Here is a 20,367-nt window from a genome sequence, read left to right on the forward strand (position 1 = left end):
GCGGGGCTCGGTCAGACGGTGCCGATGCGGCGCGCGGTGCGTCCGGACATCTGCAGGCGGTCGATGGTCCCGGTGGCGGGGTCGCGGTGGAAACGGCCACCCGGCTCGTGCCGGCCCGTGGCCGGGTCGACCAGATCGCAGGACAGGTCCGGATAGCACACCAGCGGGATGGGGCAGTCGCCGTCCACGGACAGCGTCGGCGTCCCGTCTCCGTCGAGTTTGACCGCGTACTCGGTGCTCCCGTTGCGGTAAGTGCCCGCGCACGCCGGCAGCGGTACGGCGGGACCGCGGCGGGCTCGGGCCGGTGCGGTCGGCACACGTATGCCGGTGAGCCGCACGAGGTCGGCGGCGAGGTCCCGCCACAGGGCGGTGGCGCCGCCGGCGTTGCCGGTGAAGGCGACGACGACGCCGCTGTCCGGCTCGGCCCGCAGGTGGCAGGAGGTGCCCTGGGCGTTGCCGTCGTGGCCGCACCACAGGCGGCCGTCCTGCTCGAAGAGTGCGAGGCCCAGACCCCACGAGTCCGCCAGGGCGCCCGGATGGGCGGCCGGTTCCGGGCGCCGCATCAGGGCGGCGACGGCCGCGGGCAGGACGGTGGACCGTCCGATGACCGCCCTTCCCAGGGCCGCCAGGTCCTCGGCGCTCGCCAGCAGGGCTCCGGCCGGGGCCTCCACCGGGGCGAGGTTCTGGTGGGCGGGCCGCACCAGGCCGGTGGCCGTGTTGAGGGCGTGGCCGGTGGCGAGCGGCCGCACGGGCGCGGCGTCTCCGAGGAAGGCGGGGACGATGCCCAGAGGTTCGAGCAGGAGAGCGCGCAGCGCTTCCTGCCAGGTCATGCCCGTCACTTCGGACACGAGCCGGCCGGCGGCGACGTAGCCGGCGTTGGAGTAGGAGAAGCCGGTTCCCGGCGGGAACAGGGCGTTCCGCGCGGTGCAGACCTCCGAGAGGTAGCGCGCGGCGGTGGTGCCGGCGGCGCTGTCGGAGTCGGGTCCGGTGGGCAGGCCGGCGGTGTGGCTGAGTAGGTGCCGTACGGACACCTCGGGTAACGGCCCCAGTTCCGGCAGGAGTTCGGCAGCGGGTTCGTCGAGGTCGAGGTCTCCGTCGTCGGCGAGGAGCAGCACGGCGGCGGCTGTGCCGATCTTGGTGACGGAGCCCAGGGGTACGGCCGTGCCGGCGGTGAAGGGAGCTCCCGTCGCGGCGTCGGCCGTGCCGGTGTGCACGCTCAGGGTGTGCGTGCCGGTGTGGACGGCCAGTTGGGCACCGGGCACACGGTGGGCACGTGCGAGGAAGTCGAGACGGCGCTGCACCTCCTGGCACAGCGGAGACGGCGCCCGGTCTGCGGCCGGAGCGGCGGTGGGGAAGGGCATGAGCAGGGGACTCCTGGTGAGAGCGGTTGTGGGGAGGTGACGCGGCCGGCCGGCGGGTGAGCGGTGGGGGGCCTGCGCACGTCGACGTGTCAGGGCCTGGTGACGGCGATCGGCAGGTGGCGTACGCCGACGATGACGGCGGGGTTCTGGTAGGTGATGTCGTCGTAGGAGGGGATCGCGAGGGTGGGAAAACGTTCCATCAGCATGTGCAGCGCGATCCGTGCTTCCAGCCGGGCCAGTGGCGCGCCGAAGCAGAAGTGGATGCCGTGGCCGAAGGTCAGATGGGGGTTGGGGCTGCGGGCCACGTCGAAGACGTCCGGATCGGCGAAGCGGGAGGGATCGCGGTTGGCGGCGCCCAGATGCACCATCAGGAGGGTGTCGGCAGGGATCTCGTGGCCGCCGAGCACCACCGGTCGGGTGGTGCGCCGTCCCAGCTCGGGGAAGGGCGGCAGCCAGCGCAGTACTTCTTCGACGGCGGAGGGCAGCCGGCCGGGGTCGTCGCGCAGCGCGGCGAGGGTTCCGGGATGCCGGTCGAAGGTGACCACGGCGCTGCCGAGCAGTGCGGTGGTGGTGATGTGCCCAGCGACCAGCAGCAGGGCGACGAATCCGACGATCTCTTCGTCCGCCAGGCGCGTTCCGTCCACCTCTGCGGACAGGAGTCTGCTCGTGAGGTCGTCCCCGGGGTGGGCACGGCGGTGCCGGATGTGGTCCAGTACGTAGCCGTTCATCTCGCGCACGGTCGGGGCGATGGCCTCCAGCGCGCGTTCCAGGTCGGCCATGTCGAGGCTGTCACCGAGCTGGTCGCCACCGAAGAGGGTGCTGGCCCACTCCTGGAAGAGTCTGTGGTCGTCGGCAGGGACACCGAGGAGTTCGGCGATCACGATGATCGGCAGCGGGTAGGCGAGGGTGTCGACCAGGTCGAACCGGTCACGGTCGGCGACACCGTCGAGCAGGCCCGCGCACACGGCCTCGATGCGCGGTTCGAGCCCGTGGACCACCCTCGGGGTGAAGGCCTGGCTCACCAGGGTGCGGAGTTTGCGGTGCTCCGGCGGATCCATGCCGACGAAGTTGCCCTGCCGGAAGGTCTCGAAGTCCTCCTGGGTGGGGGCGATCGGCGTGAGGTCGGAGGAATACGTCGCCGGGTCGGCGAGTACGGTGGCGACCCCCTGGTGGTCCACGACGCGCCACTGCTCCTGCCCCTCGTCGTAGGTCACGGGGCCCGCCTCGCGCAAGGACCGCCACCGGTCCGATAACGCGTCCAGGGGTGATGCGGTCCCGGACAGTCGTGTACTTGTCACCGATTCTCCTTGAATGAGGACGCACGGGGCCCAGCAGGTGGGGCGCCAACGGTGCTGCAGGTTGGCGGGTGTGAGGCCGGAGCCGTCGCGGGCATGGTCAATGGGTGTGGGCCCGCGCGGCACCCCCGCTCCGCGCCAGGTAGGCGACTGATGGTCAGGCCGGGCCGACTGCGACTCGGAAATGCCCGCCCGTTCTCCCTTCACGCATGCGATGGCCCCCGGGGGTTTTCATGAGACGCCGGGAGGGGTTCCGTGCGGCAGGGCGGCGCTTCCGAACGGTCTGGACGTCCGCCGGGCGGCGGCGGAGACGCACGCCCACAGTCCGGTGCCGTCGTGTCTCGGACACCAAGCGGCCATCCCCACACCCCCAACGACTCCCCCGCGCAGCAACCCGCGCAGGACTCCCCTGTCTGTCGATTCAGCGCTCTGCGTGCCGAGACGGCGCTTCGATCCCATGCCTCCGGGGCGATTGCGCTCACAGTTTTCACGCTGGGTCATGATCTGGCAACCCCCCGAAATCGAAGGGGAGATGGCCGGTCAGTAGCCCACCGCGATCGGCGGGTATCCCGCCGATCGCCACTCAAACCCTTTGCGCCACAGCCAATTTGACCTCGATCTCGGCGGGTTGTCCTGCCCCCTCCCACCTGCGCCCTCCGCTTCGGAGGCATGGGCACCCGCCCCCGTGGTTCCCGGCCGGACTCGGCAGGGGCATGCCGAAAAGCCGAGCGGCGAGAGTCCCGTGGGCGGCCGCACGGCACGGTGAACGATCCGGCGCAAGGCACGTGACACGACCCGGCGCACGGGAGAAAACGCCGGCGCTCACGGCCACCACACGCGCGCCGGCGTACGCCAACAAGTTCCGCCGCAGTATTCCAAGCCCCCCGTGAACCACGCGCGCCGTGCCGTCATCGCCCGTCGGCGTCGGCGCACTCGGCAAGGAGCCGCACCACGGCGTCCGGGTGGTCCGCCAGGAAGAAGTGTTCTCCGGGAAGCACCTTCAGCCGGAAACCGGCCGTGGTGTGACTCTTCCAGGCTGCGGCCTCCTCCGGCGCGACCTGAGGGTCCCGGTCCCCCGTCAGGCAGAGGAGGGGCGTGTCCACCACGGCGTCGGGCACCGGCCGGTACCGGGCGACCGCCCGGTAGTCATTGCGTATGACCGGCAGGAGCAGGTCCATGAGTTCCGGGCTGCGGACGATCTCGGAGGCGGTGCCGCCGAGACCGGCCAGGTGGTCGAGGATCTCCGGGTCGGAGTCGAGAGCCGGAATCTCGCGTGGTGCCGACGGGGACGTCCGGCCGGAAACGACGAGAGAGCAATGTGCCGTCAACCGGTCGCGCTGGAGCCGGAGGACCGACTCGAAGGCGACGGACGCCCCCATGCTGTGACCGACGAGCACGAACGGCACGGGGTCCGCCGCCCAGCGGCGCAGGGACGGCATCAGCCCGTCGGCGAGGCCTTCGAGAGTCCCCACGAGCGGTTCGCCCAAGCGCTCCTGCCGCCCCGGGTACTGAACGGCCGCGACCGCGTACCCGTCGGGAAACCGCCGCGCGAACGGCGCGTAGAACGAGGCGGCTCCACCGGCGTGCGGAAAGAAGAGCACGCGCGCGCGGGGTGGCACGGCACCGCGCAGAGCCCTGATCCAGGGGTCTTCACCCTCCATCGGTGTGCCCCGCCCTTCCCTGTGGCCGGGGTTGCGCGCCCGGCCGACCCGGTATGACCATCGCCGACCGTACGGTGGCCGCGCGCGACCGTCGAGGGTGCCTCACGGGACTCGAGCCGGATGCGAGCGGTTCGGCAGCGCCGTCCCGCAGGACAGACGCAGCAAAACGTGCGAATTATTTTTCACGTAAGTATCGACGTATTTTCCGGGCAGGGTGACCCTGGCGATACCCCCCTCTCCTCACATGGGAGGTGGGACGATCATGCAGTCCCCTCGCCCGCGGGCCGTCCCCGCCGAAGCCGCTGCCCATGACCCCGACCGCTTCCGCTTCCCGGTGGCCGCGGTGCTGACCGACCGTCTCGACGACGCCTCCGTGGTCGGCGCCGCTGCCCGGCTCGCCGCCGCACGCGGCGGGCCGCTCCTGCTGATCGCCGTCATGCCGTCGCTGCCACCGCGCGCCACGGCACCCCGCCCGGACGGAACGGCAGCCCGAGCCGTACTGGGGCGGGCGCTTCCACGAGTGGCCCGCAGCGGCATCGCCTACAGGCCGGCCATCTGTCACCGCCCCGCCCACCACAACGGACGACTGGGCCGGTGAAGGGCCTGCTCGACGTCGCCGTCACCCATGGCTGCTCGTCACCGGTGGTCTCGCGCACCGGCCCGGCCGGGCTGGATGCGTGCACGGTGAGGCGGCCGCCATCCGCGGCGGTCCGCTCATCCACGCCGCCCCACCAGTGCCCTGGACGCCCTTGGCCGCGCCCTGCCCTCCGCACTGAATCGCCCGCCGGGTTTCATGGCCTACGGCGACGCCGTGTGCGAGACGGCGTGCCCCTGCTCGGTCTCCGGGGTGTCTTCGCGGTGCAGGAAGGCGGCCAGCAGGTCACCGACCGGGGGGCCTCCGCGGGATGGCGTAGAGCGACGGTGGTGTCGATGGAGTAGCGGTTGCGGCGGCCGACGCGCGTGCGGGTGAGGTATCCGGCCGCTTCGAGGTCGGCGACGATCAACTGCACGGCGCGTTCGGTGATCCCGGACGATGCTGGACCTATCCCGTTCCTCCGTCGGTCCCCGCTGACGGGGAGCGGCCGCGGCCCGGCTCACCTCCGTGACCCGCCGGGGCCCGGCACCCCTTTCCGCCCTTGTCTCCGTACCCCTCCGGCTCCGTCCGGGAAATCCGCCAACTCGACGCCCGCAACGCGTCACCCATCACGCTCTACGAATCCGCCACGACCTCCTCCAGGTCGGTCTCGCGGATGCCCGGCGTGACGGTGCCGGTCTGCATCGGACGTCGGGGAGGACGCTCGGGGGCAGTGATCACTCCCCCGACCGGCCCTTCGCCCATGACCGGGGTCAGGGTACGCAACTGCCTTCGAGGCCCCCCGTGACGATCGGCGCAGCGGGCTCCGCGCCTGGCGCCGGCGGTGGCGGGTGGGGACCCCAGCAGGTAGTGGGCGGGGTGGTCGGCGAGGTAGCGGGCGTCTCGGCGTCGTGTTGAACTGAGCAGAGTGTGCGGCACCGCGGCGCCGGTCGACGCCGCGGCGTGGCTTCGGTCGAATTCTGGCGTACGCCACAAGGCTCGACATCGAGGATGCGGAGGCGGCTCATGGCGGAGTCGCGGGACGACGAGCAGCTCGGTCTGCGCCTGACGGCCGTGGCGGCGGCGGGCTTCGTGCTGATCGTTCCGCCGTTCCTGGTGCGGTTCGATCGCATGGGGCAGGTCTTCGGCGTCCCCGTTCTCGCGGCCTACCTGTTTCTCGTCTGGGCGATCGTGATCGGTCTGGTCGCCGTGATCGGCGGCAGATCGAGGTAGGCCGTGCTCCGTACCTGGTTCATCGTCGCTGTCTCGGCCGGGTACCTCGGCCTGCTCTTCGCCGTGGCCTTCTACGGGGACCGGCGGGCGGATTCCGGTCGGAGCATCATCAACAACGCCACGATCTACGCGCTGTCCTTCGGCGTGTACGCCACCTCGTGGACGTACTACGGCAGCGTGGGCTGGGCCGCCAGGGCCGGAGTCGGCTTCCTGCCGATCTACCTGGGGCCGACGCTCATGCTGGCGCTGGGCTGGCTGGTGCTGCGCAGAATCATCCGGATAAGCCACCGGCACCGGGTCACCTCGCTGGCCGACTTCGTCTCCGCCCGCTACGGAAAGAGCACCGCGCTGGGCTGTCTGGTGACGATCATCGCCGTGGTGGGGGTCGTTCCCTACATCTCGCTGCAGCTCAAGGCGGTCTCCCTCACCTTCGCGATCATTCGGCGCCACCCCGAGGTCACCCCCGCCCCGGAGCCGAGCCACATCCCGCTGCTGCAGGACACCGGCTTGTACGCGGCCCTGGTGCTCGCCGCGTTCACCATCGTCTTCGGCACCCGTCACCTGGACGCGACGGAACGCCACGAGGGCTTGGTCGCCGCCATCGCGTTCGAGTCCGTGGTCAAGCTCGTGGCGTTCCTCTCGGCCGGGTTCTTCGTGGTCTTCTCGATGTTCGGGGGGCTGCACGACCTGTTCTCCCGGGCCTCGGACGCCGGCTTCACCATGCTGTTCACGCTGCGGGAGCACACCGGCTACGGCACGTGGGTGTGGCTCGTGGTGCTGTCCATGCTGGCGATCGTGCTGCTGCCCCGGCAGTGGCAGATCAGCGTGGTCGAGAACGTCGACGAGAGACACCTCAAACGGGCGATGTGGCTGTTCCCGCTGTACCTGCTCGCGATCAGCGTCTTCGTGCTCCCGATCGCGGCCGGCGGGCTCCTGCGGTTCGGGAAGGCCGTCGACGCCGACACCATGTGCTCACCCTGCCGATGGCCGGAGGCCAGCAGGCACTCGCACTGCTCGTCTTCATCGGCGGCCTCAGCGCGGCCACCAGCATGGTCATCGTCGAGACGATCGCGCTCAGCACCATGGTGTCGAACTCCCTCGTCATGCCGCTGCTGCTGCGCAGCAAGTCCCGGCTGGCGCACCGGGACAACCTCGCCGGTCTGGTGCTGGGCATCCGCCGGGCGACCATCGTGCTGATCCTGCTGCTCGGGTACGCGTACTTCCGGCTGGCGGGCGAGCAGACGGCACTGGTGTCGATCGGTCTGGTGTCGTTCGCGGCCGTGGCACAGTTCGCGCCCGCCATCCTGGGCGGCCTGTTCTGGAAGGGCGGTACCCGCCGGGGCGTACTGGTCGGCCTGGTGGCGGGGTTCACCGTGTGGGCGTACACCCTGGTGCTGCCGACCTTCGCCGATGCCGGGCTGCTGTCCGCCTCGTTCCTGCGGGAGGGCCCGCTCGGCATCGGGCTGCTCCGGCCACAGCATCTGTTGGGCGTGGCGGGAATGGATCCGATCAGCCATGCCATGTTCTGGAGCCTCCTGCTGAACTTCGGAGGGTATGTCGCGGTCTCCCTCGCGGACCGACCGGACGCCGCCGAGCGGGCGCAGGCGGTGCAGTTCGTGGAGATCCTCGAAGAGCCTGTCAGGGAGCGACGCTGGCGGGTCCGTGCCACGGTCGACCAGCTGCAGACCCTGCTGGAGCGCTTCCTCGGGCGGGAGGGCGCCCAGCGGGCGTTGCGCTCCTACCCCGGGAGGAGACCCGACTCACTGGCAGCCGAAGCGCCGCCGGAGCTGGTCCACCACGTGGAGGCCCAGCTCGCCGGATCGGTGGGCGCCGCCTCCGCGCGGCTCGCGGTCGCCGCGGTGGCCGGAGAGGAGGACGTCGGCACCGACGAAGTGATGGAGATGATCGGCGAGGCGTCGAAGAGGGTGGAGCTGGTCCGGTGGCGGCTGAAGTTGCTCTACGACGCGACCGGCGGCATCGGCACCACCCTCGATGTGACCCGTACGGCCGAAGAACTGACGCAGGTCGCGGTTCCGCGCTTCGCCGACTACGTCAGCGTCGACCTGGCCGAGTCGGTGCTCCGCGACGAGGAACTGGGGATGAACGGCAGGGGCACCGGCAGCAAGCGGATGCAGCGCGCGGCCGTCAGCGGCATCCGCGACGACGCTCCCTTGTTCGCCGTCGGCGACCTGATGACTTACGCGCCGTCATCGCCACAGGCCCGCGCCGTCGAGAGCGGCCTGGCGGTCCTGGTGCCTCATCTGCGTGATTCCACGGAATGGCAGGAGGTAGACCCCGCGCGGGGCTCCCGCATCATCGACTACGGGATCCATTCGCTCATCACGGCGCCGCTGTCCGCCCGCGGCGTGCTGCTGGGCATGGTCCACTTCTGGCGCTCCGAGAGACCCGAGCCCTTCGATCAGGACGATCTCTCCCTCGCGGCCGAACTCGCCACCCGAGCCGCCGTGTCCCTCGACAACGCACGCCGCTACACCCGCGAGCACGGCCTGGCCGAGGCGCTGCAGCGCAGACTGCTGCCCCGCGCGCTGCCCGAACAGAACGCCGTCGAGGTCGCCTCCCGCTACCTTCCCGCGAAGGCGGTCGGCGGCGACTGGTTCGACGTCATCCCGTTGCCGGGCGCCAGGGTGGCGCTGGTCATGGGCGACATCGTCGGGCACGGACTGCACGCCGCGGCCACCATGGGGCAGCTGCGCACCGCCGTGCACAACTTCTCCACCCCCTTGGACCTTCCGCCCGACGAACTCCTCAGCCACCTCGACGAGTTGGTCGCGCTTATCGACCAGGACGCGATCGCGGCCGGCGACAGGACCACCGTCACCGGCGCCACCTGCCTGTACGCGGTCTACGACTCCGTGTCCGGCGACTGTGCCGTCGCCAGCGCCGGCCACCTGGCGCCCGCGCTCGTACACCCCGACGGGACGGTGGAGTTCCTGGACGTGCCGTCCTGCCTTCCCCTCGGCATCGGCGGACTGCCCTTCGAGTGCGCCGAGTTGCGTCTGCCCGAGGGCAGCAGACTCGTCCTGTTCACCGACGGCCTCGTCGAGCGCCGCGACCTGGACGTCGACACCGGGCTCCGGCTGCTCCGCGAGACGCTGGCGCGCGCGGACCAGTCGCCCGAGGAGACCTGTGACGCCGTGCTCGACGCCCTGCTCCCCGAGCTCCAGAGCGACGACATCGCTCTGCTCGTCGCCCGTACGCGGGTGCTGGGGCCCGGGCAGGTCGCCGAGTGGGACGTGGAGTGCGACCCTGCCGCCGTTCGCCGCGTACGCGCCGCCGTCTCCGCCCGGCTCATGGAGTGGGAGCTGGAGGACCTCGTCGACACCACGGAGCTGATCTGCAGCGAACTGATCACCAACGCCATGCGCCATGCCACAGGCCCCATCAAGGCGCGGTTGATCCGCGATCGTGCGCTCATCTGCGAGGTCTACGACCACAGCAGCACATCGCCGCACCTTCGCTATGCGGCCAGTACGGACGAGGGTGGACGGGGCCTCTTCCTCGTGGCCCAGCTCGCCGAGCGCTGGGGCACGCGCTACACCAAGGACGGCAAGGTCATCTGGGCGGAGCAGGCGACACCGGGGACGCTCGGCGGCTGACCCGCGCCGCCCGCGGACGACCACGTCCTGGCCACCGCGCGACGCCGGCGGCCGAACGTCCTGGCCGGCGGCCGGATCGCGGGACTGATCGACTCAGCCGCCGCTCTTGCGCCGGAACGACCGCTGGCTCGCAGCCGGACCGTGCGCCGCACGCACTTTCGACGCATCGGGGTTGGCGGCAACATCGGCGGCGTCCGCCTGCGCACCCCGCTTGCGCGCCAGGGCTTCGCGGAACTTGCGCTTGAGGTCGTAGTTGCCGTCGCCGTCCGGCGCCACAGGGGACGTCTCGGGGGCGGCCGGCTCCGAACCTTCCGTGGATGCGGGCTCTGCGGTCATGGTGACCTCCTGGGTTCGGGGGTGGGCAAGCACAGCTTGTCATGCCGGTCGCGGTGCGGGGCGCCTACATCATCATCCTGCTCCGTTTCGGCGGGTGTCCCTCTCGCGGTCAAGGGCGTGGCGTTCGCTTCGTACGTGCGGCGCGCAGGACGGCTTCGGGCCGGGCCGAGGGTCGTCGATCCCGTGGCCGGGACGTTCCCTGCCGGGCGACGCCTCTCAGCCGTTGCGACGCACGAGGGCGGCCTTGCGGGCCTCGGCGAGCTTGCGGGCCTCGCCGGCCTTCCGGGACTTGCCGCCGGCGCCGCGGGAGGTGTCCTTGCTGGTGCCGAGGCCGCGGAAGGGAGCGTTGGTGTTCTTGGGCCGGGGGGCGGCGGGCCCGCCGTCGAGCGGGATGCCGGAAGGAGTCTTGGCGCCGGTGATCCGGCTCAGCTCCGCCTCGCCCGAGCGCACCTTGGTGACGGTCGGCTCGATGCCGGCCCCGGCCATCATCAGGCTCGTCTCACGGCGCCGGCCCGGCATCACGAGCGTGACCACGCTGCCGGACTCACCGGCGCGGGCGGTGCGGCCCGCCCGGTGCACATAGTCCTTGGGGTCGGTGGGTGGGTCGACGTTGACCACGAGATCGAGGTCGTCGACGTGCAGGCCACGGGCCGCGACATCGGTCGCCACCAGAACGGTGATCCGGCCTTCCCTGAACTGCGCCAGGGTCCGTGTGCGCTGGGGCTGGGACTTGCCGCTGTGCAGGGCCCCGGCGTGCACCCCGCTGGCCCGCAGATGCCGGGTGAGCTGGTCGACGGCGTGCTTGGTGTCGAGGAACAGCAGTACGCGGCCGTCGCGGGCCGCGATCTCCGTGGTGACGGCGTAGCGGTCAGGGCCGTGGACGACCAGTACGTGGTGCTCCATCGTCGTGACCGTGCCCGCGGACGGGTCGACCGAGTGGACCACCGGGTCGTGCAGGTAGCGGCGGACCAGCTGATCGACGTCGCGATCCAGGGTGGCCGAGAACAGCAGCCGCTGGCCGTCGGGGTGCACCTGGTCGAGGGCGTCGACGACCTGCGGCAGGAACCCCAGGTCGCACATCTGGTCGGCCTCGTCGAGCACGGTGATCCTCACCCGTCCCAGGCGGCAGGCCTTGCGCTCGATCAGGTCGTGCAGGCGTCCGGGGGTGGCGACGACCACCTCGGCTCCCTGGCGCAGCTCGGCGACCTGCCGGCCGATCGACATGCCGCCGACGACCGTGGCCATCCGCAGCCGCAGTGCTTCGGCGTAGGGAGCCAGCGCCTGGCTGACCTGCTGGGCCAGCTCCCGGGTGGGCACAAGGATGAGCGCGAGGGGCTGCTTCGGTTCGGCGCGCCGCCCGGCCGTACGCGTGAGCAGCGGAAGGCCGAAGGCGAGCGTCTTGCCCGATCCGGTGCGCCCGCGTCCCAGGACGTCGCGCCCCTGCAGGGCATCGGGCAGGGTGGCGGCCTGGATCGGAAAGGGTTCGCGCACCCCGAGCCCGCTCAGGGTCCGCAGCACCTCCACCGGCAGTCCCAGACCGGCGAAGGAGACGGCCGGGGACAGCGCCGGGGCCGTGGCCTCGGGCCGGGCGGGACCGCCGTGGGCGATGTTGGAGTCATCGGGATGGTTCATGAACAGCCTTCCGCAGGGGAACGTACCGAGGAAGGCCCGGCAGGATCGAACAGCCCACGCACAAGCGGAACCGAACAGGCAGAATCGCCCACCGCGACGACCACGCAAACGCATGACAGTAACACGAGGCATGGATCGCGCCCGGGACACCGATCGCAGCCCCTCCCGCGTCGATGACCCAATGCGGCCCGACAGTCCTTCCGGCATACCTGGTCCGGAGCCCCAGGTCACGCCGGTTCGATCTCGCCCGGCCGCCAGCTCTTGTCGAACCAGCTTTCGAGCGGACCGTAGAGCCGCAGGACGACGAACCATCCCTTGCCGGGGACCGTCTGGATCCAGTTCGCCTCCCTGCCCTGCGGCGCGGTCGGGCCGAAGTGGATGACGGTGTCACCGTTGCCCTCGGCCTGCACGGCGTTCGAGAGGCTGTTCACGCCCGGGTAGAGGTTGTCGGTCCGCAGCAGCGACCGGGTCTGGGGGTCGTAGACGTCGACGGCCCAGAAGTTCTTCGCCGGGATGTCCTCGGGAAGGGTGAGCGTGTAGCTCTTTTCGCCGTCGAGCCAGGCGCCGGTGGAGTCCTCTGCCGTGTAGGCGTACTGCGAACCGGCCCCGACGACCGCCGTCGCCATCGCCGGCGTGATCACGATCGCCCCGTGGTGGAACACGGCGCGCGCGTCGAGCTGACGTGCACCCTGCGGCGTGAGGAACTCGTGGCTGCCCGAGGGGAACATGTTCTTCCACGAGCTGCCCGGGTAGTAGTAGAAGCCCGGATCGCGCGGTTTGTAGGTCGGCGTCCGGACGAGGCCGGACCCGACCCGCGCGGCGGTGTCGAGGATCGAGCGCATACGGCCGTCCGGCCGGAAGGGCTTGCCGGGCACGATGCCGATCGCGGCGAGCTGGCCCGCGCGCTCGGGGTCGAGCGCCTCGGGCGGCTCCTCCTGAACGATCTCGTCGACCTCCTCGAAGAACGAGAAGTCGTTCGCGGGGATCATGTTCAAGTCCGCGTCGGCGAAGTTGACGAAGCGCTGCTCCGGCGGATCGGCCGTGGCCGAGAGCGGGTACACCCGTGTCTTGAGCAGGCTCTCGACACCCCCCAGCACGCGGAGCGCCGCCCAGCAGGAGAAGGTCGGCGACCGCGAGACGAAGTAGCCGTCCGGGACGTCGCCGTGGTAGCCGGGGGGCAGGAAGAGGTACTTGCCTCCCTTGCCCTCGTCGGGTCCGGCGATCCCCATGTCGGCGACGTAGCGCTGCCAGAGGTCGTCGACGACACTCAGCGAGCCCTCCGGCACCTCGATCACGGTCGGGCCGTCCTGATCGAGCGCCAGGAAGGCCAACCCGTACGTGGTTTCGGTGTTCGCCGTGAGCGTCAAGGGCGCCGAGCTGCACCGCGGGGCCGTGTAGCCGATCGTGTGGGAGTCGATACCGAGGCTCCGCAGCCCGCGCCGCATCGCCACCATCGTGGCGCCGGGCAGGCAGTTGAGGAAGACCTCGATCCCACGCAGCAGGTCGAGTGCGTCATAGCTGCGGGTGACCGTGTCGGGCAGGGGCAGGCCGTCGAAGAAGTCCATCGCGCCGAAGACCGTCTCCAACCGGCCCGGCACGCTGATCGACGCGAGGGTCTCGGCCGATGTGCCCGGGCTGGGCGCGTCGCTCACGTGAGGCACCGCGTTCCTCCTCATGGGGTCGTTCGTTGAGAACGGCGTTCCGGTGGGCGTCCTCTCGACCATGGGCCCTGCCTGTCGCAGACCACCACCGCACCTAGGCCGTCGGAGGGGCTTCGGCCGCCCGGCTCCGAGGCCGACCGGCCCGGCTAAGTCGGACTTTTTACCTCCCAGTCAAATACCCCACCGGGTATTTGACCCCCTTCACGAAGCCGCCGTACTCTCTTCACAAGAAACCCCCCGGGGTATTTGAGGAGGCAACGAACGGTCGCGGACCCGGCCTCCCCGGATACAGGGCCAGACGGAAAGGACTTCCAGCATGGTCGCCAGCCCCCCACCCGGTAACGAGACGATCGCCGGGCGCCACCGCGTCGTCGTGATCGGCGGCGGAAGCGCCGGGATCAGCGTCTCGGCACGCCTGCGCCGCGCCGGCGTCACCGACATCACCCTCGTCGAACCGTCCGACTCGCACTGGTACCAGCCGCTGTGGACCCTGGTCGGCGGCGGTCAGGCCACCCTGCGCAGCACCCGCCGCGCCGAGGCCTCCGTCATCCCCGACGGGGTGCGCTGGATACGCCGGCACGCCCTGGGCGTCGACCCCGAGGCCCGTACCGTCCAGCTCTCCGGCGGCGACGAGCTCGCCTACGAGCACCTCGTGATGGCCCCCGGGCTGCAGCTGGACTGGGGAGCGGTGCCCGGCCTCGCCGAGGCGGTGGGGCACGACCGGGTGAGCAGCAACTACGCACCCGAGTACGCCCCGCGCACCTGGGAGCTGATCAAGGGCATGCGCTCGGGCACCGCGATCTTCACGCACCCGGCCACGCCTCTCAAGTGCGGCGGCGCCCCGCAGAAGATCGCGTACCTGGCCGCCGACTACTGGCGCAGGCACAAGGTCCTCGACCGGATCCGGATCATTCTCGTCATCCCCGACGCCGCCCTGTTCAAGGTGCCCGAGTGGAACCGCACCCTGGAGCGGGTGGCCGACGGGTACGGCATCGAGGTGCGGCTGCGTTCCGAGATGACCGCCGTGGACGGCGAGCGCCGTGAGGTCGTTCTCACCGACCACGCGAACGGCACGCGGGAGACCGTCCCTTACGACCTGCTGCACGCGGTGCCGCCGCAGAGCGCGCCCGACTGGGTGAAGGCGAGCCCCCTCGCCGATCCGGCCAGCCCCCTGGGATTCGTCGCCGCGGACAAGCACACGCTGCAGCACCCGCGGTACCCCGAGGTCTTCGCGCTGGGCGACGTGGCGAACCTGCCGACCTCCAAGACCGGCGCGGCGGTGCGCAAGCAGGCACCGGTCGTGGCCGGCAACCTGCTCGACGTGATGAACGGCCGGACCCCGACGCGGCGGTACGACGGCTACACCTCCTGTCCGCTGGTGACCGCCCGGGACCGGATGCTGCTCGCCGAGTTCGACTACGACCTCAAGCCCGCGCCCACCTTCCCGCTGATCGACACCTTCAAGGCACGACGCGACATGTGGGTGTTCAAGCGGTACGTGCTGCCGCCGGTGTACTGGCACGGCATGCTCACCGGCCGCCTCTGACCGGCCGGCCCGGGCTTCCCCCGACCCGGGCCGGCCCTCCGCCCACCCGCGTGGACGGGATGCCCGCACCTCTCTCCCGCGACGCGACACACCAGCCCTTCCTGCCCGACCGGAGGCCCACCCCATGTTCTTCGCCCAGTACTACCTGGACTGCCTCTCCCAGGCGTCCTACATGATCGCCGACGAGACCACGGGACGGGCCGTCGTCGTCGACCCCCGCCGCGACATCTCCGAGTACCTCGCCGACGCGGACGCCCACGGTTTCACCATCCAGGGCGTCATCAACACCCACTTCCACGCCGACTTCCTGGCCGGCCACCTGGAGATGGCGGACCGCACCGGCGCCTGGATCGGCTACGGGCGCCGAGCCGAGGCCGAGTACCCCATCCGGAAGCTGAGCGACGGCGAGCGGATCAGCCTGGGCGGGGTCACCCTGCAGATCCTCGAGACGCCCGGCCACACCCCCGAGTCGATCAGCGTCCTCGTGTACGAGCACGCGGACGACGCCGTCCCCTACGGCGTGCTCACGGGCGACGCGCTGTTCATCGGCGACGTGGGACGCCCCGACCTGCTGGCCTCGCTCGGCGCGACCGCCGACGAACTCGGCCGGATGCTGTACGACAGCGTCCAGCACAAGCTGATGGCCCTGCCCGACGAGGTACGGGTCTTCCCCGCGCACGGCGCCGGATCGGCCTGCGGCAAGAACCTCTCCACCCAGCGGCAGTCCACCATCGGCGAGCAGCGCGCCACCAACTACGCCTGCCGGCCGATGAGCGAGGAGCAGTTCGTCGCCCTGGTGACCGCCGGACAGCCCTCCGCGCCCGCCTACTTCGCCTACGACGCGGTGCTCAACCGCAAGGAGCACGGCCTGTTCGACGCGGGCGTCGCCGTACGGCCCCTGTCGGCCGGGGAGTTCGGGCAACGGCGGGCCGCCGACGCGGTCGTCGTCGACGCCCGCGACCCGCAGGAGTTCGCCGCCGGGCACCTGCGCGGCTCGGTCAACGTGCCCGCCGACGGCCGCTTCGCCGAGCAGGCCGGCATGGTCGTCGGCCCCGATGCGGAGGTCGTGGTCGTCGCGCCGCAGGACCGCGAGGAGGAGATCGTCACCCGGCTGGCCCGGATCGGCTTCGACAAGGTGGGGGGTTACCTGCGCGAGCCCGAGGGCGCGTTCCTCACCCTGGCCGACGACATGCTGCCGGCGAGCCGCCTGACCGTGGACGAACTGCGCCGACTGCTGGAGAGCGACGAGCCCCCGCTGGTCCTGGACGTGCGCAACACCGGCGAACGCGAAGCGGGATTCATCGACGGCTCCCTGCACATCCCGCTGGCCGAACTCGCCCGCCGCATCGACGAGATCCCCGCCGGCCGGCCCCTGGTCGTGCACTGCGCCGGCGGCCACCGCTCCTCCATCGCCGCGAGCCTGCTCCGGCACAAGGGGCGGGCGGACGTCTCCGATCTGCTCGGCGGCTACGCCGCCTGGTCGGCCCGGCCCGCAGCCACCTGCGGCTGATCGGGCCGGCCCCGGCCGTGCGCGCCGTGCGCCGGTGAGCCCGCGGAACAACCGGTGAGCCCGCGGAACAAAAGCGCCGCCGAACCGGTTGGACCGTATACCCCGGCGGGTATACGAGAGAAAGCAGAGGGCATGAGCACCGTCGAACTGACCAAGGACAACTTCGAGGAGACCGTCACCGGCTCCGACATCGTTCTGATCGACTTCTGGGCGGCGTGGTGCGGACCCTGCCGCATGTTCGCCCCCGTATTCGAGAAGGCCGCCGAGCGCCACCCCGACATCGTGTTCGGCAAGGTGGACACCGAGGCCCAGCCGGAACTGGCCGCGACCTTCCAGATCTCCTCCATCCCGACCCTGATGGCCGTCCGCGACCGAACGGTCCTGTACGCCCGGCCGGGAGCCCTGCCCGCGCAGGGCCTGGAGGAACTGATCGCCAAGATCCGTGCCGTCGACATGGACGCGGTGCGGCGTACGACCGCGGACACGGCAGACAGCCACTGAGCGCGCGCCGGGGCTCGGCCGCGACCGGCTCCGGACCGGAACATCGAGCGACCCGGGGGTATTTCTTCCCGCTTTCCTGCAAGGAGTGATCGTGGAACTGGATCTCGAGGGTGCGGACCTCACGTCCGTGCTGAACCGGCTGCGCCGCGCGCAGGGTCAGATCTCCGGCGTGATCAGGATGATCGAGGAGGGGCGCGACTGCGAGGACGTCGTCACGCAACTCGCCGCCGCGTCCCGCGCCCTGGACCGCGCCGGCTTCGCCATCATCGCCACCGGCCTGCAGCAGTGCGTGACCGGTGTCGACGCCGTCCCGAGGGCCGGGGAGGACACCGAGCAGATCCGCACCCGGCTGGAGAGGCTCTTCCTGTCCCTGGCGTGAACACCGCGGGACACGCCACCGGCCGGCCCTGAGCCCCGGCGCCCTGTGCTCCATCCCGTCCCGGCGCCCCGGGTTCGGTACGGACGCCGGCTCCGTACTCACCGGACCGAACCCCAGCACCACGCGTCACCGAAGCCCGTGAAAGCGCTTCCCCACGCGGGCCCATCACCACACGAGGAGGACATCCGCCGTGACCACCCCCGACGCCCTGCAGCCCCGCCAGGCCCGCACCCGCCTGGACGAGCTGACCGTCATCGACGTCCGCACGCCCGGCGAGTACGCCGGCGGCCACATCCCCGGCGCCCTCAACATCCCGCTCGACCAGCTGGACCGGGCGATGCCGGAGATCCGCGACGCCGCCCGGCGCGGCGAGGTCCTCGTCGTGTGCGCCTCCGGCGCCCGCTCCGAGAACGCCTGCCGGATGCTGGCCGAGAACGGCATCCACACCGCCACCCTCGCCGGCGGCACCGGCGCCTGGGCCGCCCAGGGCCACGACCTGGACCGCCCCGAGGGAAGCACGAAGGCCGCCTGGGGCATGGAGCGCCAGGTCCGCCTGGTCGCCGGCTCCGTCGTCCTGGCCGGACTGGCGCTGGGTGAGTTCGTCCACCCGGCCTTCCGCCTGCTGTCCGCGGGCGTCGCCGGCGGCCTGGTGTTCTCCGCCGTGACCAACACCTGCGGCATGGCCGCCATGCTCGCCAAGCTCCCCCACAACCGGCCCCGCAAGGCGGACCTGGACGCGACGCTGGCTCGCCTGCGCGCCACCTGACGGACGCCGACGGGTTCGCCGCCCCCTGACACTCCCGGTCCCCCCGCCACCTCAGGTGTGCTCACCGGCTCCCGCGCGATGCCCCGTGCGCCCATCCGGCGTACGGGGCATCCGCGTCCCCTCCGCCGGAGCACTCGGCCGGACCCGAAGTCTTCGCAGGGGCGAGGAGTGCACTCCGGTCGGCCGCGTCACCAGACCGGGACCAGGGACCATCCCTCGTGCTGCCGCAGGGCCAAGTGCCACACGGCGGCCGGCACCACATCGACGCCGGGCACGAGAGCGCCGGCCGTCACGCCGCGTCCGGCGAGAGTGTTGGCGCAGGCGACGACGCGCGCGCCCGTCTCCCGCAATCGGCCGGCTTCTTCGTCGCGTACACCCTTCAGCACGAGCTCGAGTCCGGCGCCGTAGACGACGACCTCGACGTCGACGGGGCGATCCGCGGCCGCCACGAGGTTCGACACCGCGCGTACGACCCGGTCCGGCTGAGGCGCCGCCACGACGACACGCACGGGCGGGGGCGAGGAAGGTTCGGCGTTCATGGCACCACCCTTGCACGGGAACCTCGACCGGCCGCGGGTGCCTCCCCCGCGGGAAGGGGGCCCGCTGTCGTCGCCTGCGCCGTCGGGGCCGGGCCTGGGCGGCGCCGCCCGGGCCCGGTCCGTGTCCGGTCAGGTCGAGGAGTCGGCGTCCTGTGCCCCTTTCCCCTCCGGGAGCCGGCGGAGCCGGAGCACGGCGGCCACCGCCGTTCCGGCCCCGAGCAGGGCCAGCGCCAGCAGGACGACCCGGTCGGACACGGCCTCGCCGAGCCGGGCGGCACCGTCCTCCCAGGCCGCCTCCGTGTCGATGTCGAGGAACGCGGGGAGCGCCGAGGTGCCGTCGAAGAGCAGGAACACCACCCCCAGCACGACGAAGAGGACTCCTCCGACCAACGAGGTGCTGTGCACGGTCAGCGGCCCCAGCCGCAGGGCCCGGCCCCTCAGCAACCGCCGGCGGCCGAGGTCGTAGCGGTCCCACAGCAGCGCCATGACGAACATCGGCACCGTCATGCCCAGCGCGTAGACGGCCAGCAGGAGACCGCCGTGCACCGGACTGCCGTCCAGCGCCGCGACGGTGAGGACGCCGCCCAGGATGGGGCCGGCGCAGAATCCCGCCAGACCGTAGACGGCGCCCAGGGCGAACACCGACACGGCGGACCCGGTCCTGCTTCCGCCCGCCGCCCGCTGAAGGCGGCGGGAACCGAATCCGATCCCCAGGATCTGCGCCAGCCCCAGGCCGATCATCGTCCAGCCGCCGACCGTGACCAGCAGATCGCGGTGTCCGTAGAACAGGCGGCTGGCCAGGGAGCCGGCCACCCCCAGCGGCACCAGCGTCGTGCACAGGCCCGCGTAGAAGACGGCGGTGCGCAGCGACAGACGGGTGCGGCTGGTGAAGGAGTACGCGAAGAACGCCGGCAGCAGCAGCGCGCTGCACGGGCTGAGCAGCGCGAGCAGGCCGCCCAGAAAGGCGGTCGCGGCCGTGACGCCGCTCATCGCCGGGCTTCCTTCGCGGCCTTCTCGATGGCGGCGCCGAACGTGCCCAGCGGCTGCGCGCCCAGGACCGGCGTGGCGTTGACCAGGAAGGCCGGGGTGCTGGAGACCCCCAGCGCGTATCCCTCCTCCTGGTCCTTGCGCACGGCGGTGTCGGCCGCCTTCGACTTCCTGTCGGCCTCGAAGCGGCCGAGGTCGGCCACCCCCGCCTTGCGGGCCATGTCCCGCAGCCGGGACGAAGAGAATTCGCCCTGGTTGCGCGCGCGTTCCTTGGCGTAGGCGACGTCGTGGAACTGCCAGAACCGGCCCTGCCGTCCGGCGGCCCAGGCCGCGCGGGCCGCCTGCTCCGATTCGGCGCCGAAGACGGGGAAGTTGCGCCACTCGATGCGCAGCACCCCCTTGTCGACGTACTTGCGGACGAGTTCCGGCTTGGTCTCCCGGGCGAACTTGCCGCAGAAGGGGCACTGGAAGTCCTCGTAGGCGATCAGTACGACAGGTGCGTCGGCGCGGCCGAGGGCCAGCGGATCGCCGTCCTTCCTGCGCGCGAGGGCGAGCAGCGACTTCTGCTGTTCGTCGGGGGTGGTCTCGGCGGCAGGCGCCGAGGCGGTGGCGGCGGGCCGGTCGGGGGACGCGGAGTCGCCCCCGCCCCCGCCGCCGCCGAGGGCGACGACGGCGGCGACGACGGCCGCCACACCACCGCTCGCGGCGATCCAGGTCAGGCGGCGACGGCGGGTACGAAGGGGGGAAGGCATGGCACCTCCAGGTGATT

General features: G+C 71.6%; 18 protein-coding genes and 1 pseudogene. 8 read left to right on the forward strand and 11 right to left on the reverse strand.

Annotated features, from left to right (window positions below):
- Positions 1 to 11: 11 nt before the first annotated feature.
- The 3 genes from ACIPM1_RS10050 to ACIPM1_RS10060 all read right to left on the reverse strand — a co-directional run bounded on the left by ACIPM1_RS10050 (position 12) and on the right by ACIPM1_RS10060 (position 4,317).
- Complete coding sequence (locus ACIPM1_RS10050; RefSeq protein WP_402431500.1) at positions 12 to 1,361, reverse strand: serine hydrolase domain-containing protein; 1,350 nt, start codon at positions 1,359 to 1,361, stop codon at positions 12 to 14.
- An 89-nt stretch (positions 1,362 to 1,450) separates the two neighbouring features.
- Complete coding sequence (locus ACIPM1_RS10055; protein ID WP_402431503.1) at positions 1,451 to 2,575, reverse strand: cytochrome P450; 1,125 nt, start codon at positions 2,573 to 2,575, stop codon at positions 1,451 to 1,453.
- Between the two features lie 989 nt (positions 2,576 to 3,564).
- Entirely contained in the window at positions 3,565 to 4,317 is a 753-nt protein-coding gene (locus ACIPM1_RS10060) for a thioesterase II family protein (RefSeq protein WP_402431506.1), read from the reverse strand.
- Positions 4,318 to 4,579: 262 nt separating this feature from the next.
- On the opposite strand from ACIPM1_RS10060, the gene ACIPM1_RS10065 reads away from it, so the two are divergent.
- Positions 4,580 to 4,915, forward strand: coding sequence for a hypothetical protein (locus ACIPM1_RS10065; RefSeq protein ID WP_402431510.1), 336 nt, complete (start codon positions 4,580 to 4,582; stop codon positions 4,913 to 4,915).
- 200 nt (positions 4,916 to 5,115) lie between these two features.
- On the opposite strand, the pseudogene ACIPM1_RS10070 reads toward ACIPM1_RS10065, so the two are convergent.
- Positions 5,116 to 5,345, reverse strand: a pseudogene (locus ACIPM1_RS10070) (transcriptional regulator); the annotation flags it as partial.
- A 182-nt stretch (positions 5,346 to 5,527) separates the two neighbouring features.
- Positions 5,528 to 5,656: a hypothetical protein gene (locus ACIPM1_RS10075; protein WP_402431513.1), complete on the reverse strand. Its 129-nt coding sequence runs from the start codon at positions 5,654 to 5,656 to the stop codon at positions 5,528 to 5,530.
- 261 nt (positions 5,657 to 5,917) lie between these two features.
- Between ACIPM1_RS10075 and ACIPM1_RS10080 the strand changes: the two genes are divergently transcribed.
- Complete coding sequence (locus ACIPM1_RS10080; RefSeq protein ID WP_356182889.1) at positions 5,918 to 6,124, forward strand: hypothetical protein; 207 nt, start codon at positions 5,918 to 5,920, stop codon at positions 6,122 to 6,124.
- Positions 6,125 to 7,107: 983 nt separating this feature from the next.
- Positions 7,108 to 9,741 carry a SpoIIE family protein phosphatase gene (locus ACIPM1_RS10085; RefSeq protein WP_402431517.1) on the forward strand — a complete coding sequence of 878 codons (2,634 nt, stop codon included), beginning with the start codon at positions 7,108 to 7,110 and terminating at the stop codon, positions 9,739 to 9,741.
- A gap of 93 nt (positions 9,742 to 9,834) precedes the next feature.
- Here the strand turns inward: ACIPM1_RS10085 and ACIPM1_RS10090 are convergent, their stop codons facing one another.
- From ACIPM1_RS10090 to ACIPM1_RS10100, 3 genes are all read right to left on the reverse strand, one after another.
- Positions 9,835 to 10,077, reverse strand: coding sequence for a DUF5302 domain-containing protein (locus ACIPM1_RS10090; RefSeq protein ID WP_402431520.1), 243 nt, complete (start codon positions 10,075 to 10,077; stop codon positions 9,835 to 9,837).
- A 216-nt stretch (positions 10,078 to 10,293) separates the two neighbouring features.
- Positions 10,294 to 11,709: a DEAD/DEAH box helicase gene (locus tag ACIPM1_RS10095; protein ID WP_402431523.1), complete on the reverse strand. Its 1,416-nt coding sequence runs from the start codon at positions 11,707 to 11,709 to the stop codon at positions 10,294 to 10,296.
- A 227-nt stretch (positions 11,710 to 11,936) separates the two neighbouring features.
- Positions 11,937 to 13,370 carry a DUF1254 domain-containing protein gene (locus ACIPM1_RS10100; protein ID WP_402431526.1) on the reverse strand — a complete coding sequence of 478 codons (1,434 nt, stop codon included), beginning with the start codon at positions 13,368 to 13,370 and terminating at the stop codon, positions 11,937 to 11,939.
- Between the two features lie 316 nt (positions 13,371 to 13,686).
- On the opposite strand from ACIPM1_RS10100, the gene ACIPM1_RS10105 reads away from it, so the two are divergent.
- The 5 genes from ACIPM1_RS10105 (at position 13,687) to ACIPM1_RS10125 (ending at position 18,072) form a co-directional block, all read left to right on the forward strand.
- A complete protein-coding gene (locus ACIPM1_RS10105) occupies positions 13,687 to 14,916 on the forward strand; it encodes an FAD-dependent oxidoreductase (RefSeq protein WP_402431529.1) in 1,230 nt (409 codons plus the stop codon).
- Positions 14,917 to 15,040: 124 nt separating this feature from the next.
- On the forward strand, positions 15,041 to 16,426 hold the full coding sequence (locus ACIPM1_RS10110) for a rhodanese-like domain-containing protein (RefSeq protein WP_402431532.1): 1,386 nt from the start codon (positions 15,041 to 15,043) through the stop codon (positions 16,424 to 16,426).
- A 132-nt stretch (positions 16,427 to 16,558) separates the two neighbouring features.
- The gene (gene trxA, locus ACIPM1_RS10115) at positions 16,559 to 16,927 is read left to right on the forward strand and encodes a thioredoxin (protein ID WP_402431535.1); all 369 of its coding nucleotides are present in this window, start codon (positions 16,559 to 16,561) and stop codon (positions 16,925 to 16,927) included.
- 91 nt (positions 16,928 to 17,018) lie between these two features.
- Positions 17,019 to 17,306 carry a metal-sensitive transcriptional regulator gene (locus ACIPM1_RS10120; RefSeq protein WP_356182975.1) on the forward strand — a complete coding sequence of 96 codons (288 nt, stop codon included), beginning with the start codon at positions 17,019 to 17,021 and terminating at the stop codon, positions 17,304 to 17,306.
- Positions 17,307 to 17,496: 190 nt separating this feature from the next.
- Positions 17,497 to 18,072 carry a rhodanese-like domain-containing protein gene (locus ACIPM1_RS10125; RefSeq protein ID WP_402431538.1) on the forward strand — a complete coding sequence of 192 codons (576 nt, stop codon included), beginning with the start codon at positions 17,497 to 17,499 and terminating at the stop codon, positions 18,070 to 18,072.
- Positions 18,073 to 18,260: 188 nt separating this feature from the next.
- Here the strand turns inward: ACIPM1_RS10125 and ACIPM1_RS10130 are convergent, their stop codons facing one another.
- The 3 genes from ACIPM1_RS10130 to ACIPM1_RS10140 all read right to left on the reverse strand — a co-directional run bounded on the left by ACIPM1_RS10130 (position 18,261) and on the right by ACIPM1_RS10140 (position 20,350).
- Positions 18,261 to 18,611 (reverse strand): DsrE family protein, encoded by a 351-nt coding sequence (locus ACIPM1_RS10130; protein WP_402431541.1) that lies wholly within the window; start codon positions 18,609 to 18,611, stop codon positions 18,261 to 18,263.
- 129 nt (positions 18,612 to 18,740) lie between these two features.
- Positions 18,741 to 19,601, reverse strand: a complete 861-nt coding sequence (locus ACIPM1_RS10135) for a cytochrome c biogenesis CcdA family protein (protein WP_402431543.1) — start codon at positions 19,599 to 19,601, stop codon at positions 18,741 to 18,743.
- The gene (locus ACIPM1_RS10140; protein ID WP_402431546.1) at positions 19,598 to 20,350 is read right to left on the reverse strand and encodes a DsbA family protein; all 753 of its coding nucleotides are present in this window, start codon (positions 20,348 to 20,350) and stop codon (positions 19,598 to 19,600) included. The genes ACIPM1_RS10135 and ACIPM1_RS10140 overlap by 4 nt, the downstream gene beginning before the upstream one ends.
- Positions 20,351 to 20,367 lie beyond the last annotated feature (17 nt).

It is taken from the genome of Streptomyces sp. NPDC086766, from assembly GCF_044746005.1.
Classification (GTDB): Bacteria; Actinomycetota; Actinomycetes; order Streptomycetales; family Streptomycetaceae; genus Streptomyces.

Coding starts and splice junctions, on each gene's coding strand:
- ACIPM1_RS10085 (WP_402431517.1), top strand. CDS start 7,108: ATGGCCGGAGGCCAGCAGGCACTCGCACTGCTCGTCTTCATCGGCGGC.
- ACIPM1_RS10080 (WP_356182889.1), top strand. CDS start 5,918: ATGGCGGAGTCGCGGGACGACGAGCAGCTCGGTCTGCGCCTGACGGCC.
- ACIPM1_RS10060 (WP_402431506.1), bottom strand. CDS start 4,317: ATGGAGGGTGAAGACCCCTGGATCAGGGCTCTGCGCGGTGCCGTGCCA.
- trxA (WP_402431535.1), top strand. CDS start 16,559: ATGAGCACCGTCGAACTGACCAAGGACAACTTCGAGGAGACCGTCACC.
- ACIPM1_RS10135 (WP_402431543.1), bottom strand. CDS start 19,601: ATGAGCGGCGTCACGGCCGCGACCGCCTTTCTGGGCGGCCTGCTCGCG.
- ACIPM1_RS10065 (WP_402431510.1), top strand. CDS start 4,580: ATGCAGTCCCCTCGCCCGCGGGCCGTCCCCGCCGAAGCCGCTGCCCAT.
- ACIPM1_RS10130 (WP_402431541.1), bottom strand. CDS start 18,611: ATGAACGCCGAACCTTCCTCGCCCCCGCCCGTGCGTGTCGTCGTGGCG.
- ACIPM1_RS10090 (WP_402431520.1), bottom strand. CDS start 10,077: ATGACCGCAGAGCCCGCATCCACGGAAGGTTCGGAGCCGGCCGCCCCC.
- ACIPM1_RS10095 (WP_402431523.1), bottom strand. CDS start 11,709: ATGAACCATCCCGATGACTCCAACATCGCCCACGGCGGTCCCGCCCGG.
- ACIPM1_RS10140 (WP_402431546.1), bottom strand. CDS start 20,350: ATGCCTTCCCCCCTTCGTACCCGCCGTCGCCGCCTGACCTGGATCGCC.
- ACIPM1_RS10075 (WP_402431513.1), bottom strand. CDS start 5,656: ATGGGCGAAGGGCCGGTCGGGGGAGTGATCACTGCCCCCGAGCGTCCT.
- ACIPM1_RS10110 (WP_402431532.1), top strand. CDS start 15,041: ATGTTCTTCGCCCAGTACTACCTGGACTGCCTCTCCCAGGCGTCCTAC.
- ACIPM1_RS10105 (WP_402431529.1), top strand. CDS start 13,687: ATGGTCGCCAGCCCCCCACCCGGTAACGAGACGATCGCCGGGCGCCAC.
- ACIPM1_RS10050 (WP_402431500.1), bottom strand. CDS start 1,361: ATGCCCTTCCCCACCGCCGCTCCGGCCGCAGACCGGGCGCCGTCTCCG.